Here is a 20,044-nt window from a genome sequence, read left to right on the forward strand (position 1 = left end):
GTTTGCGGTGCTGGGCGAATCCCGCTTCTTGGTCGGCGGCCAGGGCCAGGGTGTGTTGCTTCATCTTTGTCGCCTTGTGAGGGATGACAATACCAATGCAAGTCACGCGCCAGGTCGGGACTTATTCAGCGTTGCCTTAAACAAAGACATGCAAACTCCTGTTGTAAGAGCCCGCATCCTAGGTCGTCACCCTGCCCCGCCGCAGGGGGCAAGTACTAACGTATTTTCCACATAGGCACCACATCGGCCGCCCCGCATTTCGTGGTAAAAAATTTAAAAAACAGGCCATGTGTGCTGATCCCACCTGCACGAGCGGATCTGATTTTTATAATAGCTCGACTGCTACAGCCGTTGCTTCGCCGCCGCCAATGCACAGCGTGGCCACGCCCCGGCGCAGGCCATGGGCTCGCAGCGCGTACAGCAGCGTGACCAGAATCCGCGCCCCGCTGGCCCCAATGGGGTGGCCCAGCGCACAAGCCCCGCCGTGCACATTCACGCGGCTGTGCGGCAGGTCCAGCTCGGCCATCAGCGCCATCGGCACCACGGCAAAAGCTTCGTTGATTTCCCACAGGTCCACCTCGGCAACGGCCCAACCAATCTTGGCCAGCAACTTCTGCACGGCTCCCAGCGGCGCGGTGGCAAACCAATCCGGTGCCTGGGCAAAGGTGGCATGGCCGACGATGCGGGCCAGCGGCTGCACACCCAGCTGCGCAGCGGTGGAGGCGCAGGCCAGCACCAACGCGGCGGCTCCGTCGCTAATGGACGAGCTGCTGGCGGCGGTGATGGTGCCGTCGGTTTGGAACGCGGGTTTCAACGTGGGGATTTTGTCCAGGCGGATCTTGCCGGGTTCTTCGTCGGTAATGACTTCGGCCCCTTTGGCCAGCACCGGGGTGATCTCTGCCGCAAACGCGCCAGACGCAATCGCCGCCTTCGCCCGCTGCACGCTGGTGGTGGCAAACGCATCCTGCGCGGCACGGGTAAAGCCGTATTGGGCCGCGCAGTCTTCGCCAAAGCTGCCCATGGAGCGGCCCGGCTCATACGCATCCTCTAGCCCGTCGAGCATCATGTGGTCCAGCACCCGCCCCGGGCCGATGCGGATGCCACTGCGCCCCTGGGGCAGCAGGTGCGGCGCATTGGTCATGCTCTCCATGCCGCCAGCGACCACCAGATCCTGGCTGCCCGCCACCAGCATGTCGTGCGCCAGCATGGTGGCGAACATACCTGAGCCGCACATCTTGGACAGCGTGACGGCACCCGTGCTCTGCGGCAATCCGCCCTTGAACCCCGCCTGCCGCGCCGGTGCCTGCCCCTGCCCGGCCATCAGGCAGTTGCCAAACACCACCTGGTCGACGCGCGCCGGGTCCACCCCCGCCCGCGCCACCGCCGCCCGGATGGCCGCCCCGCCCAGGTCGTGCGCCGCTAACGTGGCAAAAGCCCCCTGGAATGCACCCATGGGGGTGCGGGCGGCGGACAGGATGACGATAGGGTCGGTGGTGGGCATGGTGACAGTCCTTTGCATCCACTTTACGCCTGCGGGCGTGGGGGGTAAAAACTATGCTTTTCATAGCACTTAGCGCAAGTAGGATATGCGCTAGAGTCCGATTTTGCACTTAATTTTAGCGGGGAATACCCGTCACCGTATTCGGCAGCGGTGCCCGCACGGCCCGCCGAAAGATCGACGGCGACACGCCGGTGTGCTCCTTGAAGAAGCGCGAGAAGTTGCCCGGGGCCGAGAAGCCCAAATCCAGCGCCACGTCGGTCAGCGGCAGGCCTTCGCTGACGCGGCGCATGGCTTCCTCGACGCGTACCGCGCTCCAGAACACCTGCGGCGTGGCGTTGAGCTGGTCGCGGAACAGCGCGAAGAAATGCGCCCGCGACAAACCTACTTTGGCGGCGATGTCGTCCACGGTGGTCTTCTCGGCCACGTGCTCGCGCATGTGGGCGATGGCCTTGCGCAGCCGGTGGTCTAGCGTGGGGCCCATGGCGGCGGGCGGCGGTACATCGACCTGCTCGGTCGAGGCCTGGATGGCGGCCTCCAGCAGCAAGCCCACCTCTTCGTCCACGGCATCGCGCGGCGTGTCCAGCGCCAGAATCAAATCCAGCACCCGCCAGCAGGCCTGGCGCAACGCCGGGTGGATGGGGATGCGCGGCGACGGGAAGCGGAAGTTGCGCCCCAGCGCCTGGCTGCGCGCGTCCAGCCAGGGCTTGGACAGCATGAAGGCTAGGAACAAACAGGGGCCGCTGTCGTCCAGCAGCACCATGTCGTGCGACTCAAAAGCGTTCGCGCCCAGGGCGATGTTTTCGCTGTAGTCCACCACCGCCTAACCCACTTGGGCACGGGCGCGGGCACCGCCGAGCCAGAAGGCGATCTGCGTCTCGGAGTGCGCGTGCGCCACCAGGTTGGCGCGCAGCTCCAGCACGATGGCCGTGCCGAATGCGCCGGTGTGGAGTGCATACGCCTCGGCCATGTGGGGGATCCTAGTCTGTGGGAATGGCCGCATTGTGTGCGCCGCCCCCGCCGCAAAAACACCCGCCTAGGGAATGTACTTAGCACGCCATCAGACGATTTGATACGCCACTGGACGGGCGGATAAGCCGGGTTGAGCGGGTCTACCTACAGTGGCCCTGCGCTCTCCATCCACCTCTTTCTCACTGGAAAAAACCACCATGAAAATCGCCACCTACCTCGTTGAAGGCCAACGTTATGTGGGCCTCGTCTCTGCCGACGACCGCACCGTCACCGCGCTGGACTTATCCCGTGCCGACGCATTGAAAGGAGCTCTGTCCGTCATCGAAACCCTGGCCGCAAGCGGCAAGATGCCCGCCACCACCGGCGCGCCCATCCCCCTGCCTCGGCGCAACCTCTGGTGCGTGGGCCGCAACTACCACGCACATGCCAAGGAGCTGGCCGCGTCGGTCTTCAAGGACAACAGCGCCGACACCGAAGAGTGGCCCATCGTCTTCACCAAGGTGCCCGAATGCGTGGTCGGCCCGCACGACGCGGTGCGTGTGCCGGTAAAAGTGACCACGGCGGTGGACTACGAGGCCGAGCTGGCCGTGGTGATCGGCAAGGGCGGCAAGAACATCCCCCGCGCCGCCGCCATGGAGCATGTGTTTGGCTACACCATCGTCAACGACGTGTCGGCCCGCGACGTGCAGGTGCGCCACCAGCAGTGGGACATGGGCAAGTCGTTTGACACCTTCTGCCCCATGGGTCCGTGGATCGTCACCGCCGACGTGCTGGACGGCCGCCAGACCCGCGTGCGCTGCTGGATCAACGGCGAGTTGCGCCAGGACGGCCCCACGCAGAACATGATTTTCGACATCCCCACGCTGATCGAAACCATCTCGCGCGGCATCACCCTGTACCCCGGCGATGTGATTGCCACCGGCACCCCGGCGGGCGTGGGCATGGGCATGCAGCCACCCCGCTACTTGGCGGCGGGCGACGTGGTGCGCATCGAAGTCGACGGCATCGGTGCCATCGAAAACCGCTTCGTCTGAGGTGGCCATGGCAAGCCAAACTATCCACGGCTTGGCCGTTGAAATCGAAGGCAGCGGCCCGCCGCTGCTGTGCATCCACGGCTTGGGCGGCTCGTCGAATGTGTGGACCCCGCTGCTGGGCGCGTTCGCAGGCTTTCGCGTAGTGCGCCCCGACCTGCCGGGCAGCGCCCGCTCGGCCCTGCCGCCAGGGGCCCTGTCCATCCAGGGCTATGTGGATGCGCTCATAGGCCTGCTGGACGCGCTGGACATTCCGGCGGCCCACATCGCCGCGCATTCGCTGGGCACGCTGGTGGCGCAGCACCTGGCGGTGCAGTACCCGGGCCGCGTCTTGTCGCTGGCACTGTTCGGCCCGCTGGTGGCCCCGCCCGATGCCGGGCGCGCTGGCATCCACGCCCGCGCCCAACTAGCCCGTACCGGCTTGATAGGCATGCAGGAGATTGCCGATGCCATCGCCAAGGGCGCCACCGGCGCGCAAACCAAAGCCCAGCAGCCCGCCGTCCTGGCCCTGGTGCGCGAGATCGTGATGCGCCAATCGGCAGAAGGCTACGCCCAGAGCTGCGAAGCCCTGGCCCGGGCCGAGTCTGCCGCCATCGAGCAGATCCGCGTGCCTACGCTGCTGGTCACCGGCGACCAGGACGGCGTGGCCCCTGCTGCCAATGTGGCCGTGATGGCCGCGCGCATTCCGGGCAGCCAGACGCTGCTGTTCGAGGCCTGCGGCCACTGGACCCCGTTCGAGCAACCGGCCCGCTGCATGCAGGCCCTGCAAACCTTTTACGCCACCCTTTGATCTAGAAAAAACAGGAGACCACCATGACCCGTACCGCATTCACCCATGTCCGCATCTTCGACGGCAGCGGCGCCGACACCTACCTGGGCGACGTACTCGTGGAGGGCAAGCGCATCGTACAGGTCACCCGCCTGCCCGAGCGCGTGAGCACCGACGACGCCCGCGTCATCGCCGGCCGGGGCCGCTTTCTGATGCCCGGCATGACCGAGGCGCACACGCATTTCTCGTGGAACGACCAGCCCTCGCTGGCGGCCATCCAGTTCATGCCGCCCGAAGAGCACATGCTGTGATGCGTGCGCGTGGCCAAGCGCTACCTGGATATGGGCTGGACCTCGGCCATCGGTGCTGCCGCCGCCAAGCCCCGGCTCGACGTGGTGCTGCGCAACGCTATCGACGCGGGCGAGTTTCCCGGCCCGCGCTACCTGGCGGGCAGCCAGGAGATCACCACCATCGGCGCGCTGGGTGACAACACGCTGCCGCACATGCCGTTCTCGGAGCTGAGCTTTGGCAGCGTGTGCAGCGGGCCGGAAGAAATCCGCCGCTCGGCGCGCACCTTCATCAAGTACGGCGTGGACCATTTGAAGATCAACCTGTCAGGCGAATACATCGCCGGGCTGCCCGCCGAGATGTCGCCGTTTGCCGAGGAAGAAGTGGCCATGCTCGCCAGCGAGGCCAAGCGCTACGGCAAGCGCATGGCGGCGCATGCCCGCTCCAGCGAATCGGTGAAGCAGTGCGTGCGCCACGGCATCGAGATGGTCTACCACGCCAGCTTTGCCGACGAGGAAGCGCTGGACATGCTGGAGGCCGCCAAGGACAAGCACTTTGTGGCCCCCGGCATCGGCTGGCTGATCCGCACCACCTACCACGCCGCCGAGTTCGGCATCACCGAAGCCGTGGCCACGCAAATGGGCTACAAGCGCGAGCTGGAAGTCGCCGCCGCCTCGCTGCGCGCCATGCACCAACGCGGCATCCGCATCCTGCCCGGCGGCGACTACGGCTTTGCCTGGATGCCGCACGGCACCAATGCCAACGACCTGCAGTATTTTGTGGATTACATCGGCATGACCCCCGCCGAAGCCCTGCGCTCTGCCACCCAGTTGGGCGGACAAATCATGCAGCGCCCCGACGAGCTGGGCCTGCTCAAAGCCGGTTACCTGGCCGACATTATTCTGGTGGATGGCAACCCGCTGGAAAACCTGGCCCTGCTGACCGACCCCGCCAAAATCCAGCTGGTGATGAAGGACGGCGTGGTCCACAAAGACTGCGCCACCCCGGTGCCCGATGAAGCCGCGCTGCACCTGGGCGGCACCAGCTCGCCGCTGGTGGAAGAAGGGGTGAAGGAGGCGCTGGCCGAGATGCTGTAGGCGCGCTCCCGCCCCTCAACCCTACGGTGAGGGGCGGGTTTTAGACCTGCGCGATCGGGATCACCGCGTTCACCGGCACATAGATTTCACCGCCGCCGCTCTTGAACTCTTGCGACTTCTCCAGCATGCCCTGCTCCGCGGCGGCGGCTTCGCTGAGCCCCAGGTTCTTGGCGTATTCGCGCACCTCTTGCGTGATCTTCATGGAGCAGAACTTGGGGCCGCACATGGAGCAGAAATGTGCCACCTTGGCCGAGTCTTTGGGCAGGGTTGCGTCGTGGAATTTCTTGGCGGTCTCGGGGTCCAGCGACAGGTTGAACTGGTCCATCCAGCGAAACTCGAAGCGGGCCTTGGACAACGCGTCGTCGCGGTAGCGCGCACCGGGGTGGCCCTTGGCCACGTCGGCGGCGTGGGCGGCAATTTTGTAGGTGATGATGCCCACCTTCACGTCGTCGCGGTCGGGCAAGCCCAGGTGTTCTTTGGGCGTGACGTAGCACAGCATGGCGGTGCCAAACCAGCCGATCATGGCCGCGCCGATGCCGCTGGTGATGTGGTCGTAGCCGGGGGCAATGTCGGTGGTCAGCGGGCCCAGGGTGTAGAACGGGGCCTCACCGCAGTGCTTGAGCTGCTCGGTCATGTTCTCTTGCACCATGTGCATGGGGACGTGGCCGGGGCCTTCGATCATCACCTGCACGTCTTGCTGCCAGGCGCGTTGCGTCAACTCGCCCAGGGTGCGCAGCTCGGCAAACTGGGCTTCGTCGTTCGCGTCGGCGCTGGAGCCGGGGCGCAGGCCGTCGCCGAGCGAGTAGCTCACGTCGTAGGCCTTCAGGATCTCGGTCATTTCATCGAAGTGGGTGTAGATGAAATTTTCTTTGTGGTGGGCGATGCACCACTTGGCCATGATGGAGCCGCCGCGCGAGACGATGCCGGTCATGCGGTTGGCGGTGAGGTGGATGAAGGGCAGGCGCACCCCGGCGTGCACGGTGAAGTAGTCCACGCCCTGCTCGGCCTGCTCGATCAGCGTGTCGCGGAAGATTTCCCAGGTGAGGTCTTCGGCCACGCCGCCCACTTTTTCCAGTGCCTGGTAGATGGGCACGGTGCCAATGGGCACGGGGCTGTTGCGGATGATCCAATCGCGGGTGGTGTGGATGTTTTTGCCGGTGGACAGGTCCATCACCGTGTCGGCTCCCCAGCGGATCGCCCAGACCAGTTTTTCGACTTCTTCTTCGATGCTGGAGGTGACGGCGGAGTTGCCGATGTTGGCGTTGATCTTGACCAGGAAGTTGCGGCCAATCACCATGGGCTCAACTTCGGGATGGTTGATGTTGAGCGGAATCACGGCGCGGCCACGGGCCACTTCGGAGCGCACGAACTCGGGGGTCATCACCTTCGGAATGGACGCGCCGAAGCTGTTGCCCGCCAGGCGCTGGTCGCGTTCGGTGTTGGCGGCATATTGCGCCATCCACTCCATTTTCTGGTTCTCGCGCAAGGCGACGAATTCCATTTCGGGGGTGATGATGCCTTGGCGGGCATAGTGCATTTGCGACACGTTGGCACCGGCTTTGGCGCGGCGGGGCGTGCGTTGCAGACCGGAAGCCTGGGCGCGCAGCAGGTGCAGGGCTTCGTTCTCGTCGCTCTTGCGGCCATCGTCCAGCGCATGCAGGATGCGGGCGGCGTAGGCCTCGATGTCGCCCCGGGCTTCGATCCACCCCGCGCGCAGGGCCTGCAAACCCGCCCGCACATCGATCTGGGCAGTGGGGTCGGTGTAGGGGCCAGAGGTGTCGTAGACGGTAACGGCTTCGCCATTGGTCTGCATGATTTCGCGCAGCGGCACGCGCAAGTCGGGGCGGCTGCCCTGGATGTAGCGCTTGGTGCTGGCGGGCAACGGGTCGCAGGCGTAGCGCAGTAACTGGGTGAATTTGTCGGGTGCATTCATGGGGGTCTCCTGTGGTTGGGGGAGCCCAGAATGCGCAGCCAAACCGCGCAAACCCCCAAGGAGATGCCCCTCTGCGTTGCAGGTGGGGCGTGTAGACGGCATGCGCCCGTACCGCAAAGGATAGGACGCTGTCGTCAAGCTCTTCTTACGCTGGTATGAACCAGATCAAGTTCGCGGGTTTGGATTCCATCTCAGCGCAGCCACTGCGCACCCCGGGCAACGCACAGTGTACGGCATCGCCTAGCCAGCCCGGCCCAAGCCGAAACCCCGCGCCCGCAACAGTTGCCGCAGCTCCGGCAAGGCGGCCACACCAGCCTCGTAGCCCGCCTGGACGATTTCCTTGCGCACCGTGAAATCGGTGCTGGAAAACCGTGCCGTGTCCGGGCGGATCATGAAGTCGGCGGTTTGCCCCTCTAGCTGCGAAAGCGAGCGGCCCATGATTTCAAACGACTGCAGAATCACCTCGTACAGGCCCACACGGGTGGTGTTTTGCGGCAGCACCCCCACGTCCACGCCAATCACCACATCGGCACCTAACTTGCGGGCGGCTTTGACCGGCAAGGGGCTGACCAGCCCGCCGTCCACCAGCTCTTCGTCGCCAATCACGCAGGGCACAAACACCCCGGGAATCGAACACGATGCACGAATGGCCGCGCCAGCATTGCCGCTGGACAGCAGCCGCAGTTCGCCAGATTTCAGCACCGTGGCAACCGCCCCGAACCGGCGTTTGAAGCGCTCCATCGGCACATCCTTGACGTACTGGTTGACCAGCTTTTGCAGCGTTTCGCCGGTGAACATGCCGCGCTTGTTGCTCTGGCCTAAATCCACAATTTCAATATCGCGTAACTTCAGCGCCACATCCTCGATTTGCCAGGGCGTGTAGCCTGCCGCATAAAAAGCCCCCACCAAGGACCCCGCACTGGTGCCGGCCACTACCTCAGGGGCCAGACCCGCTTCGACCAGGGCCTTGAGCACGCCAATATGGGCAAACCCCCGGGCCGATCCGGCCCCCAAGGCCACGCCGATTTTTTTGGTGGCCGGAGCCGCCGCATACGAAAGCAAGGGTGCGGTCCCTGCGGCAGCCAGCAAAGTCCGGCGCAGCACTACTTGCTTTCTGGAAGTTGGATCAGGCCTTCGTCGACCATCTTGCGCAGTTTGTCAAAGGCCGAAGCAAACGCATTGGCGGGCTCACCACGGGTCAGCGTCTCCACCTTTTCATCCAGCACCATCAACTCGACCCGGCGGTTCAGCGTGCGCCCTTGTTCGCTGGCGTTGGATGCAACGGGCCGGTTAAAGGCGAAACCGGCGGAGACGATGCGCTGGGTTTCCACACCGCGCTCTACCAGTGCGTTGCGCAGCGCGCGCGCCCGGTTGTCAGACAGGGTCTGGTTCATGGCCAGGCTACCCACGTTGTCGGTATGCCCCTCTACGCTGACATCGTGCGTGGTTTTGGTTTTCAGGAGGCTGGCCAGACGGTCCAGGTACGGCGCGGCTTCCTCGGTTTTGAAGGTGTATTCGCCGGTGGCAAACAAGACCGTGACGGGCAAAACGATTTGCACGCCACGCTCGGTCTGCTCGATATCCAGGGTGGGGCCGGTGTACACCACCGGTTGTGGTGCGGGTGGTGGTGTCTGGCAAGCCGCCAGAGTCACGCCCAGCAGCACTGCAGCGCCTAAACGCAGCACAGACAGGGTGCGGCGTCGAAGTATTGAATTGTTCATGGTGTGAATTTCTCCTGTGTCGTTAAAGACATGCATGGCGGTGAACCGCACGGATGTGGCACGTGAACGCAAGCAAGGCGATCACGGAAAGCCCAGGAATTTTATAGTCCGCACCAATTTTTATTATTTTTATTGCATGCGTGTGTACAAAATAAAAGTAAAATCTAGCACGAACCGGAACTTTTTCACACTCTCACGCTTTATCTGGCCTGTCAGCCGATCCAAACCGCTTGTCCTGCTCGTAAGGAAACACGTCGTGCACATAGCCCGCCTGGATGCGCTCCTTGTGCACCTGCCAAAAGCGGGCATCCAGCAGGTCGGCGTGGTGGCGCATGAAGACTTCGCGCACCAGCGAGTTGCCCAGCAGAAAAGGGGCAAAGGTTTCAGGAAACACGTCCTTGGGGCCGACCCGGTACCAAATCTCGCCGCTCATCTCTTCCTCTTCGGTGCGCGGCTGGGGCACGGTGCGGAAGTTGCAGTCGGTGAGGTATTCGATCTCGTCGTAGTCGTAGAACACCACCTTGCCGTGGCGCGTCACGCCAAAGTTCTTCCACAGCATGTCGCCGGGGAAGATGTTGGCGGCCACCAGGTCCTTGATGGCGTTGCCGTACTCGACCACCGAGCGCTCGATCTGGGCACGGGCGCGGCGGTCGTCCGGGCCCGCATCAAAGGCCTCTTGCAGGTAGAGGTTGAGCGGGATCATGCGGCGCTCGATGTAGACGTGTTTGATCACCACCTCCATCTGCCCATCCCCATCGCGGTCGCTGATTTCCAGCTGGCTGGGGGCGAACTTTTCCAACTCGGCAATCACCTCGTCGCTGAAGCGGGCCCGCGGGAACGCTACCTCGCTGTACTCCAGCGTATCGGCCATGCGGCCCACGCGGTCGTGCTGCTTGACCAGCAAATACTTGGCCTTGACCTGTTCGCGGGTGGTGTCCTTTTGCGGCGGATAAAAGTCTTTGATGACCTTGAACACGTAGGGAAACGAGGGCATGTCAAACACCAGCATCACCATGCCCTTGATGCCCGGCGCGATGCGAAACTGGTCGCTGGAATGGCGCTGGTGCAGCAGCAGGTCGCGGTAGAACAGGGTCTTGCCCTGCTTGGCCAGGCCCAGCGCGTTGTAGATCTCATTGCGCGGCTTGCGCGGCATCATGCTGCGCAGAAACTGCACGTAGGCGCTGGGGATTTCCATGTCCACCATGAAGTAGGCGCGCGCAAAGCTGAACAGCAGCAGCATGTCGTCCTCGCCGAACAGCGCGGCATCGATGACCAGCTTGGCATCGGCGTTGTGCAATATTGGCAAGGCAAACGGATGCTCCTGGAAGCCGTTGATCACCTTGCCGCAGATGTACGCGCCCTTGTTGCGAAAGAACAGTCCGGTCAGTACCTGGATCTGGAAGTTGGCCCGCAGCGTGACCTCACCCAGCTGCTGGCGCACCGCCGCCTCCACCTGGGCGATGTCATGGGCCAAGTCGCCAAACGCGCGCTGCAGGTCGAAGTCTTGCACCATCTGCAACAGCACCGCGCCCAGGTTGGCGCGCGTGGGGTAGTAGGCGCGGTAGGTGGGGCGTGGCTCGGTGGCTTCCAGGTACTCGGTGCTGACCGCAGGGCGCACAAAGATGAAGTCGTTCTGGAAGTAGCTGCGGTGCAGCATCTTGGTGGTGACCGAGTTGAAGAAGGTCTCGGCCAGCTCGGGCTGGCGGTGGTCTACCAACAGGCCGATGTAGTGCAGCTTGACCTGATGCCACACATCCATGCCCTGCGCGTCCGCCTTGAATTCACGCTCCAGGCGGATCGAGCATTCGCGCACCCGCAAGTCATAGAACTCGATGCGTTCGCGCTGGGCACGCTGCTGGCCATGCCAGTCGGCTGTTTCAAACCGGTGCTTGGCCCGGGCCGATTCGCTGCGGAACAGGCGGTAATGCCGGTTAAAGCCATCGACCATGGCTTTGGCAATGTCGTAGGCGAGCGGGGAGTCCAGGCGTTGGGGGAACATGGGCACAGTCTACCCAGACGTGCCCTCCGAGGTCAGGCTAGCGCGCGACCCGCACGGCTGCCGCCACCCCCGCCACCGCTGCCCGGTAGGCCGCCTCCAGGCCCTCGAAACCATTCACGGTGATGTGCAGGTTTTGCAGCAGTCCGTCGTGGATACCGTAAACCCAGCCGTGCACGGTGACGTTCTGGCCGCGCGCCCAGGCATCGACCATCACCGTGCTTTGGCAGACGTTGACCACCTGCTCGATGGCATTGAGCTCGACCAGCGCGTCGTGGCGCTGGGGTTCGGCGATGCGGTCCAGCAGGTTCCAGTGGCGGTCCCGCACGTCCTGGATATGGCGCAGCCAGTTGTCGGCCAGGCCGACCCGCTGGCCCGCCAGCGCCGCCGCCACGCCCGAGCAGCCATAGTGGCCCACCACGGTGATGTGCTCGACCTTGATCACGTCCACCGCAAACTGCACGGTGGAGAGCGCGTTCAGGTCGGAATGCACCACCACGTTGGCCACGTTGCGGTGCACAAACACCTCGCCCGGGGCCAGGCCCATGATCTCGTTGGCCGGGACGCGGCTGTCGGAGCAGCCAATCCACATGTACTTGGGCTTTTGCTGGCGCGTCAGCTCGGTAAAGAAACCAGGGCGCTCACGCTCCATCTCGGCGGCCCAGGCACGGTTGTTGGCAAAAATATCAGGTATGGATTGGATCATGGGGGGTATTTTGCCGCCACTGGGACGGGCCAAATAGTCAAAATTAGGCATTAAATTGGCAGCTAGCGCATATCCCGCCTGCGCAAGAAGCTATTAAAACTGTAGTGCATCAGCCGGGTTACCAAACGGAACCAGGCGGGCCGCACACCGGTGCAAGGCTCCTACGTCAGTTGACGTTAACGTCAAGTATAGCCAAGCTTCCCCCACTTGGTGGATGCACTAGCCCCGCCCTGCGGGCCAGGGGCGGAAAATCACACGATGGCATGCGGTCCGCAGCCACCCAAGGAGACAACCATGAAGCCATTCCAAAAATTGCGCCCCTACGCACTGCTGCTGGTGGGGCTGGTATCGGTCGGCACGCTGCTGGCGCAAAACCCGGGCTTGCAGCGTACGTTGGTAGGCCGGGCCGATGTGTCGGTGCCGGGGCGCGAGGCGGTGGTGGCACGGGTCGAGGTAGCCCCCGGTGGCAAAGCCGGGCGGCACACCCACCCCGGCGATGAAATCAGCTATGTATTGGAAGGCGAGGCCACGCTGCTGGTAGATGGCCAGCCGCCCCGCATCGTCAAGGCCGGTGAGTCGTTTGTGGTGCCCGCCGGGGTGGTGCACGATGCCCACAACGACGGGGCCGTGCCGACCAAGCTAGTGGGCGTGTACGTGGTGGAAAAAGGCCAGCCGCTGGCCTCGCCCGCGCCTTGAAACACCCAGCCTTCAAGCAGGTTTGGCCTGTTTGAGGCTCTTGGAAAGCTGCGCCCGCCCGTCCTTCTCTTGGGCTTTGACCTCGTCGATATTGGCCTGCAGCTCGGCCAGCTGGTCTTCCAGTTGCTGGCGGTGCGCGGCCAGCACGGCCAGAAACTTGCCGAGCTGGGCGGTGGTGTCGCGCGGACTGTCGTACATGTCGATGACCTCCTTGGCCTGCGTCAGGCTCAGGCCCAGGCGCTTGGCGCGCAGGGTCAACTTGAGGCGGGTGCGGTCACGCTGGCTGTAGACGCGGGTACGGCCGCCCGGGCCGCTGCGCGTAGGCTGCAGCAGGCCCATGTCTTCGTAGAAACGGATGGCCCGGGTGGTCAGGTCGAACTCAAGGGCCAGGTCGCTGATGCTGTAGGTGCTTATCGCCATGGTGTCAGTGGGGTGCAAAGAGCGGGCCTAGAATGACTTTTACGTAAACGTCAACACAAAAGCCGACTATAGCGCCATGAATCTGCTTGAACAACAACTGCACTACCCCCTGGGCGACACCCTGCCCGCGCAGGGCGCAACCGTCGCCGTGGCATCCGGCGTACGCTGGATCCGCATGGCGCTGCCCTTTGCGCTGAACCACATCAACCTGTGGTTGCTGGAAGACGAGATCGAAGGACAGCGGGGGTGGAGCGTGGTGGACTGCTGTATAAGCGCCGACGCATCCCGCACCCAGTGGGAGGCGATTTTTGCCACCCAGCTTGGCGGCCTGCCCATCCTGCGCGTCATCGTGACCCACATGCACCCCGACCACATCGGCCTGGCCTCTTGGCTGTGCGCGCGCTGGAATGCGCCGTTGTGGATCAGCGCCACCGACTACTTTGTGGCGGGGCACAACATCTTGCATTCCAGCGGCAACGGCGGGCCGGGCGCTGCAGAATTCTTCCAAAAACATGGCCTGACCGACCCGGAATCGGTGGCCAAAATCCGCGCCCGCACTGGCTATTTTTCGGCCATGGTGCCTGCCTTGCCGCCCAGTTTTGTACGCATGCAAGACGGCCAGACCCTGCGCATCGGCGGACGCGACTGGCGCTGCATCAGCGGCTACGGGCATGCGCCGGAACACATTGCGCTGTATTGCAGCGAAACCCGGGTGCTGATTGGCGGCGACATGATGCTGCCGCGCATTTCCACCAACGTCAGCGTGTTCGATGTGGAGCCCGAAAGCAATCCGTTGCAGCAGTTTCTGGAGTCGATTGACAAGTTTGCGCCGCTGCACCCCGACACCCTCACCCTGCCCGCGCACGGCAAACCCTTCCAGGGCCTGCACACGCGCATCCGGCAGTTGCACGACCACCACCGCGACCACCTGGCCCGCGTGATGGCCTTCGCCCAGCAGCAGCCGTGCAGCGCCAGCGACATCCTGCCGGTGCTGTTCACCCGCCAGCTGGACTTGCACCAGATCACCTTCGCCATGGGCGAGGCGGTGGCGCATCTGCACAAGCTGTGGGTGGATGGCTACTTGCAGCGCACCCGCGGCGCAGACGGGGTGTACCGGTTCAACCCGACAGCGCTAGCCTACCCCGAAAGCGCGGCGCTGGAGCCCAGCGAAGCCATACCCGTCAGCGCCTAAACCTCATCCCATTTGGGCACGACCACGCTGCGCAGCTCGGCGCGCAGCGGCGCATAGCCGGGCAGGATGGAGGCCACCGTGTCCCAGAACTGGGCGCTGTGGTCCATAAAGCGCAGGTGGCTCAGCTCGTGCACCACCACGTAGTCGATAACGTCCATGCGGTGGTGCAGCAGCCGCCAATTCAGCCGGATCGAGCCAATGCTGCTGGCGCTGCCCCAGCGCGTAACAGCGTTGGACAAGGCCAGCCGCTTCCACTGCACGCCCAGCTGCGGCGCAAAGTGGTTCAGGCGCTCGGTGAACCGCGCGCGGGCCTGTAGCAGCAGCCATTTGTGCACGGCAGCGCGGATATGCGCGGGCACGGCATCCAGCGGCAAGCCCAGACGCAAGGTGTGGTCGATCACCAGCCCGCCCTTGTGCGCCCGGTGCAACGCGGGCTCCAGCACCAGGGTCAGCGGTTGGCCCAGGTAGGGAAAGGCCGCCCCGTTTTGCCAGACCACCCGCGAGGCTTGCTGCTCGGCCTGCCGCTCCTGCGACTGGCCGAGCTTTTGCACGATCCAGCCGCCCTTGCTGCGCACCGCGGCATCCACCTCGGCCAGCGGCACCCATTTCGGCGCGCTCACCACCAGGCCTTGCGCACCCACCACAAAGCCGATGCTGCGGCGCTTGCTACGCTTGAACGCAAAACCCACCAGCGCGCCGGGCAACTGCAGGGTGCGGTTGGTGGCGGGGTGGCGGTAGGCCACACCACTTGCTCCTGAATCAGGAGCTGCTACTGCAAGTGGAATGGGCGCTAGAGGCCTATTTGGTGTTGATTTTGGCTCCACAGCTGCAGGCTCGAACAGGTCCAGCGTGGATTGCAACAAGCGCAGCAGCATGGGAGTGGCTTACTTGTAGGCGTCCGGGTCCAGGCGGCGCATTTCGGCTTCGATCCAGGCCTGCACCTCGGCCATCAGCTCGTCCGGGCGGCGGCCCACACTAGGGATGGGCTTGCCAATAGAAATGTCCACAATCCCCGGGGTCTTGATGAAGGCCTTGCGCGGCCAGCATTTGGCCGAGGTCACGGCGATCGGGATCACCGGCACGCCGCACTGGATGGCCAGCCGCGTGCCGCCGGTTTTGTACTCGCCCACCTGGCCGCGGTCGATGCGCGTGCCCTCGGGGAACATAATGATCCAGGTGCCCTGCCCCACCAGCCGCTTACCCGAGGCGACCATCTTTTTAAATGCCTGCGTACCCTGGCTGCGGTCGATGTGGATCATGTCCATGCAGGCCATGGCCCAGCCGAAAAACGGCACGTACAGCAGCTCTTTCTTGAACACATAGGCCAGCGGGCGCGGCATGATGGCGGGCATCAACAGCGCCTCCCAGGTGGACTGGTGCTTGACCAGCAGCACGGCCGAATCCAACGGGCCAGTGGGTAGGTTTTCCATGCCGGTGATGCGGTTCTGGATGCCCAAAATGGCCGTACCACTGTCCACCGACAGCTTCAGCCAGCGCGCGCAAGCCCAGTACACCGCAGTGGGCCCGGCAAACAGCCGGATCACGAACACGGCCGTAGCCCAAGGGATGACGGTGACCGCCAAAAACAGCATGTGCAAAACAGAGCGGATCAAAGGCATTTTTTAGGTCTTTTTGGCTTCTAGCGTAAATAACATATACGCATGCAGCTATAAATTTAGGAGTATCAGGCCGCAGGCGTTTTGGCGGCCAGTTCGCGGTTGATGAGAAAGGTGGCAAACGCCAGCAGGTCCTGGTGCACCCAGGTGCCCACCGGAAACTCTGCGGGCAGCACGCCCAGCCCGCGAAACCGGGCAGCCTTGCCGGTCAGCACCACATGCGGCTCGCAGCCCACCGCCACCCCGGCCTGCAGGTCGCGCAGGCTGTCGCCCACCGTGGGCACGCCGTGCAGGTCGATGCCAAAACGCTCGCCAATCTGCTCAAACAGCCCCGGCGCGGGCTTGCGGCAGTGGCAGCCGTCATCGGGCGCGTGCGGGCAAAAGAACACCGCGTCGATCTTGCCCCCGGCGGCGGCCAGCAGCTTGAACATCTTGGCATGCATGGCGTTCAGCGCCGCCATGTCAAACAACCCCCGCCCCAGCCCCGACTGGTTGGTCGCCACCACCACGTGCCAGCCCGCATGGTTGAGCTTGGCAATCGCCTCCAGCGCACCGGGCAGCGGCAGCCATTCGTCGGGCGACTTGACGAACTCGTCACTGTCCACATTGATGGTGCCGTCGCGGTCGAGGATGGCGAGTTTCATGGGGTGGGCTCCAGGCATGGACTCAGGTTTACGTGGCTAGCTTGGACAAATCGGCCACGCGGTTCATGGCGTTGTGCAGGCTTTGCAACAGGCCCAGGCGGTTCAGCCGCACGTCGATGGCTTCGGCGTTGACCATCACGCCGTCAAAGAACGCATCCACCGGCGCGCGCAGGGCGGCCAGGGATTGCAGACTGGCGGTGTAGTCGCCGGACTCGAACTGGGCCTGGGCGGCTGGGGCGGCTTGCTGCATGGCGGCGTGCAAGGCGATTTCGGCGGGCTCCTGCAACAGCACCGTGCTGACATGGGGATCGACCGTATCGGCCTTTTTCAGGATGTTGCCGATGCGCTTATTGGCTGCCGCCAGCGCTGCGGCTTCGGGCAAGGCGGCAAAGGCGCGCACGGCGGCCAGGCGCTTGGGGACTTCGGCCAGGCGCTGCGGACGCAGGGCCAGGACGGCATCGACCTCTTGGGCGCTATAGCCTTCTTCACGCAGGCTGCCGCCGAGGCGGTCGTACATGAAGGTCAGCAGGGCCTGCACCGAAGCTTCGCGCGGCGCAGTGCATTTGTCGCCCAGCACGTTGAACGCGGCTTCGACCAGCGCGGTCACGTCCAGCGGCAGGTTTTGCTCGGTCAGCATGCGGATCACACCCAGGGCGTGGCGGCGCAACGCAAACGGGTCTTTATCGCCCGTCGGCAGGTTGCCAATGCCGAACATACCGACCAGGGTTTCCAGCTTGTCGGCCAGCGCCACGGCGGTGCCCACGGGGTTGCGCGGCAGGCTGTCGCCTGCGAAGCGGGGTTTGTAGTGGTCTTCGATGGCATCGGCCACGTCCACGCCTAGGCCGTCGTTGAGTGCGTAGTAGCGGCCCATGGTGCCTTGCAGCTCGGGGAACTCACCGACCATGTCGGTGACTAGGTCGGTCTTGGCCAGCAGCGCGGCCTGGTCGGCCTGCTGGGCTAGCGCATCGCCGCCGAGTTGCTGGGCAATGGCTTTGGCAATGGCGCGCACGCGCACCACGCGTTCACCCTGCGAGCCGAGTTGGTTGTGGTAGACCACTTTGTCCAGCCCCGCCACGCGCGACTCCAGCGTTTTCTTACGGTCTTGGTCAAAGAAAAACTTCGCATCGGCCAGGCGCGGGCGCACCACGCGCTCGTTGCCGCCGATGACCTGGCTGGGATCTGCCGGGCTGATGTTGCTGACGATCAGGAACTGGTGGGTCAGCTTGCCTGCCGCGTCCAGCAGCGGGAAGTACTTCTGGTTGGCCTTCATGGTCAGGATCAGGCATTCCTGCGGCACGCCGAGGAATTCTTCTTCGAAGCTGCAGACCAGCACATTGGGGCGCTCGACCAGGGCGGTCACTTCGTCCAGCAATGCTTCATCTTCGATAGCACGCACCCCACCACCGATCTGCGCTGCAGCCGCATTTAGTTGGCGAATAATGTCGGCGCGGCGGTCGGCGAAGCTGGCAATCACCGCTCCATCGCGGGCCAGGGTTTCGGCGTAGCTGTCGGCATCTTTCAAGACCACCGGGTCCACGGCGGCTTCAAAGCGGTGGCCATGGGTGGTGTTGCCAGACTGCAGGCCCAGGGCTTCCACCGGCACGATGTCGCTGCCATGCAGCGCCACCAGGCCATGCGCGGGGCGCACAAAGCTGACGCTGGTCCAGCCGGGCTGGGCGCAGCCGCTGGCCAGTTGGTAGGTCATGACCTTGGGGATGGGCAGCTTGGCAATGGCTTCCAGCAGGGCTTTTTGCAGGCCTTCCTGCAGACGGGCACCGGCCACGGTGCGTTCGAAAAACAGGGCTTCGGCCTTGCCATCCAGGGCGCGTTTGAGGCCTGCCACGGCGGATACGTCGGCACCCAGGGCTTGCAGCTTTTTCAGCAGCGCGGGCGTGGGTGCACCGTCGGCGCTCAGACCCACGGCGACCGGCATCAGCTTGGCGGATACGGCCTTGTCGGCGGCGAAGGGGGCGACAGCAGTGATGTGCGCGGCCAGGCGGCGGGGCGAGGCGAAGGCGGTCACGACGGACTCGGCACTGGCCAGGCCCTGGGCCTTGAGTTGCTCCAGCAGCACCACGGCAAAGGCATTGCCCAGTTTGTTCAGGGCCTTGGGCGGCAGCTCTTCAACGAACAGCTCCACCAGTAAATTCTTCACATTCATGTCAGGCGGCTTTCTTTTCAATCTGGGCCAGGACTTCAGTGGCCCAGTCTTTGGGTGCCATCGGGAAGCCCAGGCGGGCGCGGCTGTCCAGGTAGCTTTGCGCCACGCTGCGGGCCAGGTTGCGGATGCGGCCCATGTAGGCGGCGCGCTCGGTCACGCTGATGGCTCCGCGTGCATCCAGCAGGTTGAAGCTGTGGGCGGCTTTCAGCACCTGCTCGTAGGCGGGCAGTGCCAGGCTCTCGGCCACCAAGTGCTTGGCCTGCTTTTCGTGGGCGGTAAAGGCGGTGAACAGGAAGTCGGTGTCGCTGTGCTCAAAGTTGTAGGTGGATTGCTCCACCTCGTTCTGCTTGTACACATCGCCATAGCTCAGGCCGTCGGTCCAGGTCAGGTTGTAGACGTTGTCCACGCCCTGCAGGTACATGGCCAGGCGCTCCAGGCCGTAGGTGATTTCGCCGGTGGCGGGCTTGCAATCGATGCCGCCCACCTGCTGGAAGTAGGTGAACTGGGTGACTTCCATGCCGTTGAGCCAGACTTCCCAGCCCAGACCCCAGGCACCCAGGGTGGGGTTTTCCCAATCGTCTTCGACGAAGCGGATGTCGTTCTTCTTCAGGTCAAAGCCCAGGGCTTCGAGCGAGCCCAGGTACAGCTCCAGGATGTTGGCCGGGGCGGGCTTGAGCACCACCTGGTACTGGTAGTAGTGCTGCAGGCGGTTGGGGTTCTCGCCATAGCGGCCGTCCTTAGGGCGGCGGCTGGGCTGCACGTAGGCGGCCTTCCATGGCTCGGGGCCGATTGCTCTTAAAAATGTAGCAGTGTGCGAAGTACCCGCGCCCACTTCCATGTCGTAGGGCTGCAAAAGTGCACAGCCTTGCTCAGCCCAGTAGGACTGCAGGGTCAAAATAATTTGCTGGAATGTCTTCATGGGGGTCTGCAAAGGGGGGATCGCCGGGGGCGGCAATTCAACCTTTGATTTTACGGGGCTGTGAAATATGTCACGCAATGCACGCAAGCGCGCCTTTGAGGTACAGCATATTCATTACATTTGTACACATTACGCAAAGGAAAAGGGACCGACATGGAACAAGCAGGCAGCAACTTCAGCTGGTTTATGGCGTATCTGATCGCCAGCATCCTGCTTATTGCGGGCGTGGCTGCGGGGATCATGGTCTGGCAACACCGCAAACACAAACGTGAGCGGCGCAAGACTGCCAGAAAGGCACGGGCCCGCGTTCGGGCCTGGCGCGACGGCAAGTCCACCCCCTCCCAGCAAGCCGATCTTGATAGAAAAAAAGGCCTATAGCGTATAT

General features: G+C 63.9%; 19 protein-coding genes, 1 pseudogene and 1 riboswitch. Of the genes and pseudogenes, 6 read left to right on the forward strand and 14 right to left on the reverse strand.

Going from position 1 to position 20,044, the window contains the following annotated elements; genetic code table 11:
* Nucleotides 1–325 precede the first annotated feature (325 nt).
* The 3 genes from Q0T48_RS19090 to Q0T48_RS19100 form a co-directional block, all read right to left on the reverse strand.
* Complete coding sequence (locus Q0T48_RS19090; protein WP_295959701.1) at nt 326–1,501, reverse strand: acetyl-CoA C-acyltransferase; 1,176 nt, start codon at nt 1,499–1,501, stop codon at nt 326–328.
* A 115-nt stretch (nt 1,502–1,616) separates the two neighbouring features.
* Nucleotides 1,617–2,315: an AraC family transcriptional regulator gene (locus Q0T48_RS19095; protein WP_295959703.1), complete on the reverse strand. Its 699-nt coding sequence runs from the start codon at nt 2,313–2,315 to the stop codon at nt 1,617–1,619.
* Nucleotides 2,316–2,321: 6 nt separating this feature from the next.
* A complete protein-coding gene (locus tag Q0T48_RS19100) occupies nt 2,322–2,468 on the reverse strand; it encodes a hypothetical protein (protein WP_295959706.1) in 147 nt (48 codons plus the stop codon).
* 199 nt (nt 2,469–2,667) lie between these two features.
* On the opposite strand from Q0T48_RS19100, the gene Q0T48_RS19105 reads away from it, so the two are divergent.
* The 3 genes and pseudogenes from Q0T48_RS19105 (at nt 2,668) to Q0T48_RS19115 (ending at nt 5,655) form a co-directional block, all read left to right on the forward strand.
* The gene (locus tag Q0T48_RS19105; protein WP_295959709.1) at nt 2,668–3,504 is read left to right on the forward strand and encodes a fumarylacetoacetate hydrolase family protein; all 837 of its coding nucleotides are present in this window, start codon (nt 2,668–2,670) and stop codon (nt 3,502–3,504) included.
* 7 nt (nt 3,505–3,511) lie between these two features.
* On the forward strand, nt 3,512–4,291 hold the full coding sequence (locus Q0T48_RS19110) for an alpha/beta fold hydrolase (protein WP_295959711.1): 780 nt from the start codon (nt 3,512–3,514) through the stop codon (nt 4,289–4,291).
* Between the two features lie 23 nt (nt 4,292–4,314).
* A pseudogene (locus Q0T48_RS19115) lies at nt 4,315–5,655 on the forward strand (amidohydrolase family protein).
* Nucleotides 5,656–5,695: 40 nt separating this feature from the next.
* Here the strand turns inward: Q0T48_RS19115 and thiC are convergent.
* From thiC to can, 5 genes are all read right to left on the reverse strand, one after another.
* On the reverse strand, nt 5,696–7,588 hold the full coding sequence (gene thiC, locus Q0T48_RS19120) for a phosphomethylpyrimidine synthase ThiC (RefSeq protein WP_295959713.1): 1,893 nt from the start codon (nt 7,586–7,588) through the stop codon (nt 5,696–5,698).
* Nucleotides 7,589–7,712: 124 nt separating this feature from the next.
* Nucleotides 7,713–7,813: riboswitch (TPP riboswitch) on the reverse strand.
* 15 nt (nt 7,814–7,828) lie between these two features.
* Nucleotides 7,829–8,692, reverse strand: a complete 864-nt coding sequence (locus Q0T48_RS19125; protein WP_295959716.1) for a patatin-like phospholipase family protein — start codon at nt 8,690–8,692, stop codon at nt 7,829–7,831.
* Nucleotides 8,692–9,309, reverse strand: a complete 618-nt coding sequence (locus Q0T48_RS19130) for an OmpA family protein (RefSeq protein WP_295959721.1) — start codon at nt 9,307–9,309, stop codon at nt 8,692–8,694. Before Q0T48_RS19130 ends, Q0T48_RS19125 begins: the two co-directional genes overlap by 1 nt.
* Before the next feature lie 193 nt (nt 9,310–9,502).
* A complete protein-coding gene (aceK, locus tag Q0T48_RS19135) occupies nt 9,503–11,308 on the reverse strand; it encodes a bifunctional isocitrate dehydrogenase kinase/phosphatase (RefSeq protein WP_295959724.1) in 1,806 nt (601 codons plus the stop codon).
* 37 nt (nt 11,309–11,345) lie between these two features.
* Nucleotides 11,346–12,011 carry a carbonate dehydratase gene (gene can, locus Q0T48_RS19140; RefSeq protein WP_295959728.1) on the reverse strand — a complete coding sequence of 222 codons (666 nt, stop codon included), beginning with the start codon at nt 12,009–12,011 and terminating at the stop codon, nt 11,346–11,348.
* 294 nt (nt 12,012–12,305) lie between these two features.
* On the opposite strand from can, the gene Q0T48_RS19145 reads away from it, so the two are divergent.
* Complete coding sequence (locus Q0T48_RS19145) at nt 12,306–12,707, forward strand: cupin domain-containing protein (RefSeq protein WP_295959730.1); 402 nt, start codon at nt 12,306–12,308, stop codon at nt 12,705–12,707.
* Nucleotides 12,708–12,719: 12 nt separating this feature from the next.
* Here the strand turns inward: Q0T48_RS19145 and Q0T48_RS19150 are convergent, their stop codons facing one another.
* Nucleotides 12,720–13,127, reverse strand: a complete 408-nt coding sequence (locus Q0T48_RS19150) for a MerR family DNA-binding transcriptional regulator (RefSeq protein WP_295959733.1) — start codon at nt 13,125–13,127, stop codon at nt 12,720–12,722.
* Nucleotides 13,128–13,203: 76 nt separating this feature from the next.
* On the opposite strand from Q0T48_RS19150, the gene Q0T48_RS19155 reads away from it, so the two are divergent.
* A complete protein-coding gene (locus Q0T48_RS19155) occupies nt 13,204–14,319 on the forward strand; it encodes an MBL fold metallo-hydrolase (protein ID WP_295959735.1) in 1,116 nt (371 codons plus the stop codon).
* Here Q0T48_RS19155 and Q0T48_RS19160 read toward each other — a convergent pair.
* From Q0T48_RS19160 to glyQ, 5 genes are all read right to left on the reverse strand, one after another.
* On the reverse strand, nt 14,316–15,062 hold the full coding sequence (locus Q0T48_RS19160; RefSeq protein ID WP_295959738.1) for a SprT family zinc-dependent metalloprotease: 747 nt from the start codon (nt 15,060–15,062) through the stop codon (nt 14,316–14,318). The two genes, Q0T48_RS19155 and Q0T48_RS19160, sit on opposite strands and share 4 nt — an antisense overlap.
* A 141-nt stretch (nt 15,063–15,203) precedes the next feature.
* On the reverse strand, nt 15,204–15,938 hold the full coding sequence (locus tag Q0T48_RS19165; protein WP_295959741.1) for a lysophospholipid acyltransferase family protein: 735 nt from the start codon (nt 15,936–15,938) through the stop codon (nt 15,204–15,206).
* Nucleotides 15,939–16,003: 65 nt separating this feature from the next.
* On the reverse strand, nt 16,004–16,579 hold the full coding sequence (gmhB, locus tag Q0T48_RS19170; RefSeq protein ID WP_295959744.1) for a D-glycero-beta-D-manno-heptose 1,7-bisphosphate 7-phosphatase: 576 nt from the start codon (nt 16,577–16,579) through the stop codon (nt 16,004–16,006).
* A 28-nt stretch (nt 16,580–16,607) separates the two neighbouring features.
* The gene (glyS, locus tag Q0T48_RS19175) at nt 16,608–18,740 is read right to left on the reverse strand and encodes a glycine--tRNA ligase subunit beta (RefSeq protein WP_295959747.1); all 2,133 of its coding nucleotides are present in this window, start codon (nt 18,738–18,740) and stop codon (nt 16,608–16,610) included.
* A gap of 1 nt (nt 18,741) precedes the next feature.
* The gene (glyQ, locus tag Q0T48_RS19180; RefSeq protein WP_295959749.1) at nt 18,742–19,659 is read right to left on the reverse strand and encodes a glycine--tRNA ligase subunit alpha; all 918 of its coding nucleotides are present in this window, start codon (nt 19,657–19,659) and stop codon (nt 18,742–18,744) included.
* Between the two features lie 153 nt (nt 19,660–19,812).
* Between glyQ and Q0T48_RS19185 the strand changes: the two genes are divergently transcribed.
* Nucleotides 19,813–20,037, forward strand: coding sequence for a hypothetical protein (locus Q0T48_RS19185; RefSeq protein WP_295959752.1), 225 nt, complete (start codon nt 19,813–19,815; stop codon nt 20,035–20,037).
* Nucleotides 20,038–20,044: the final 7 nt, after the last annotated feature.

The sequence above is a fragment of the Rhodoferax sp. genome (assembly GCF_025354435.1).
Classification (GTDB): Bacteria; Pseudomonadota; Gammaproteobacteria; order Burkholderiales; family Burkholderiaceae_C; genus Rhodoferax_B.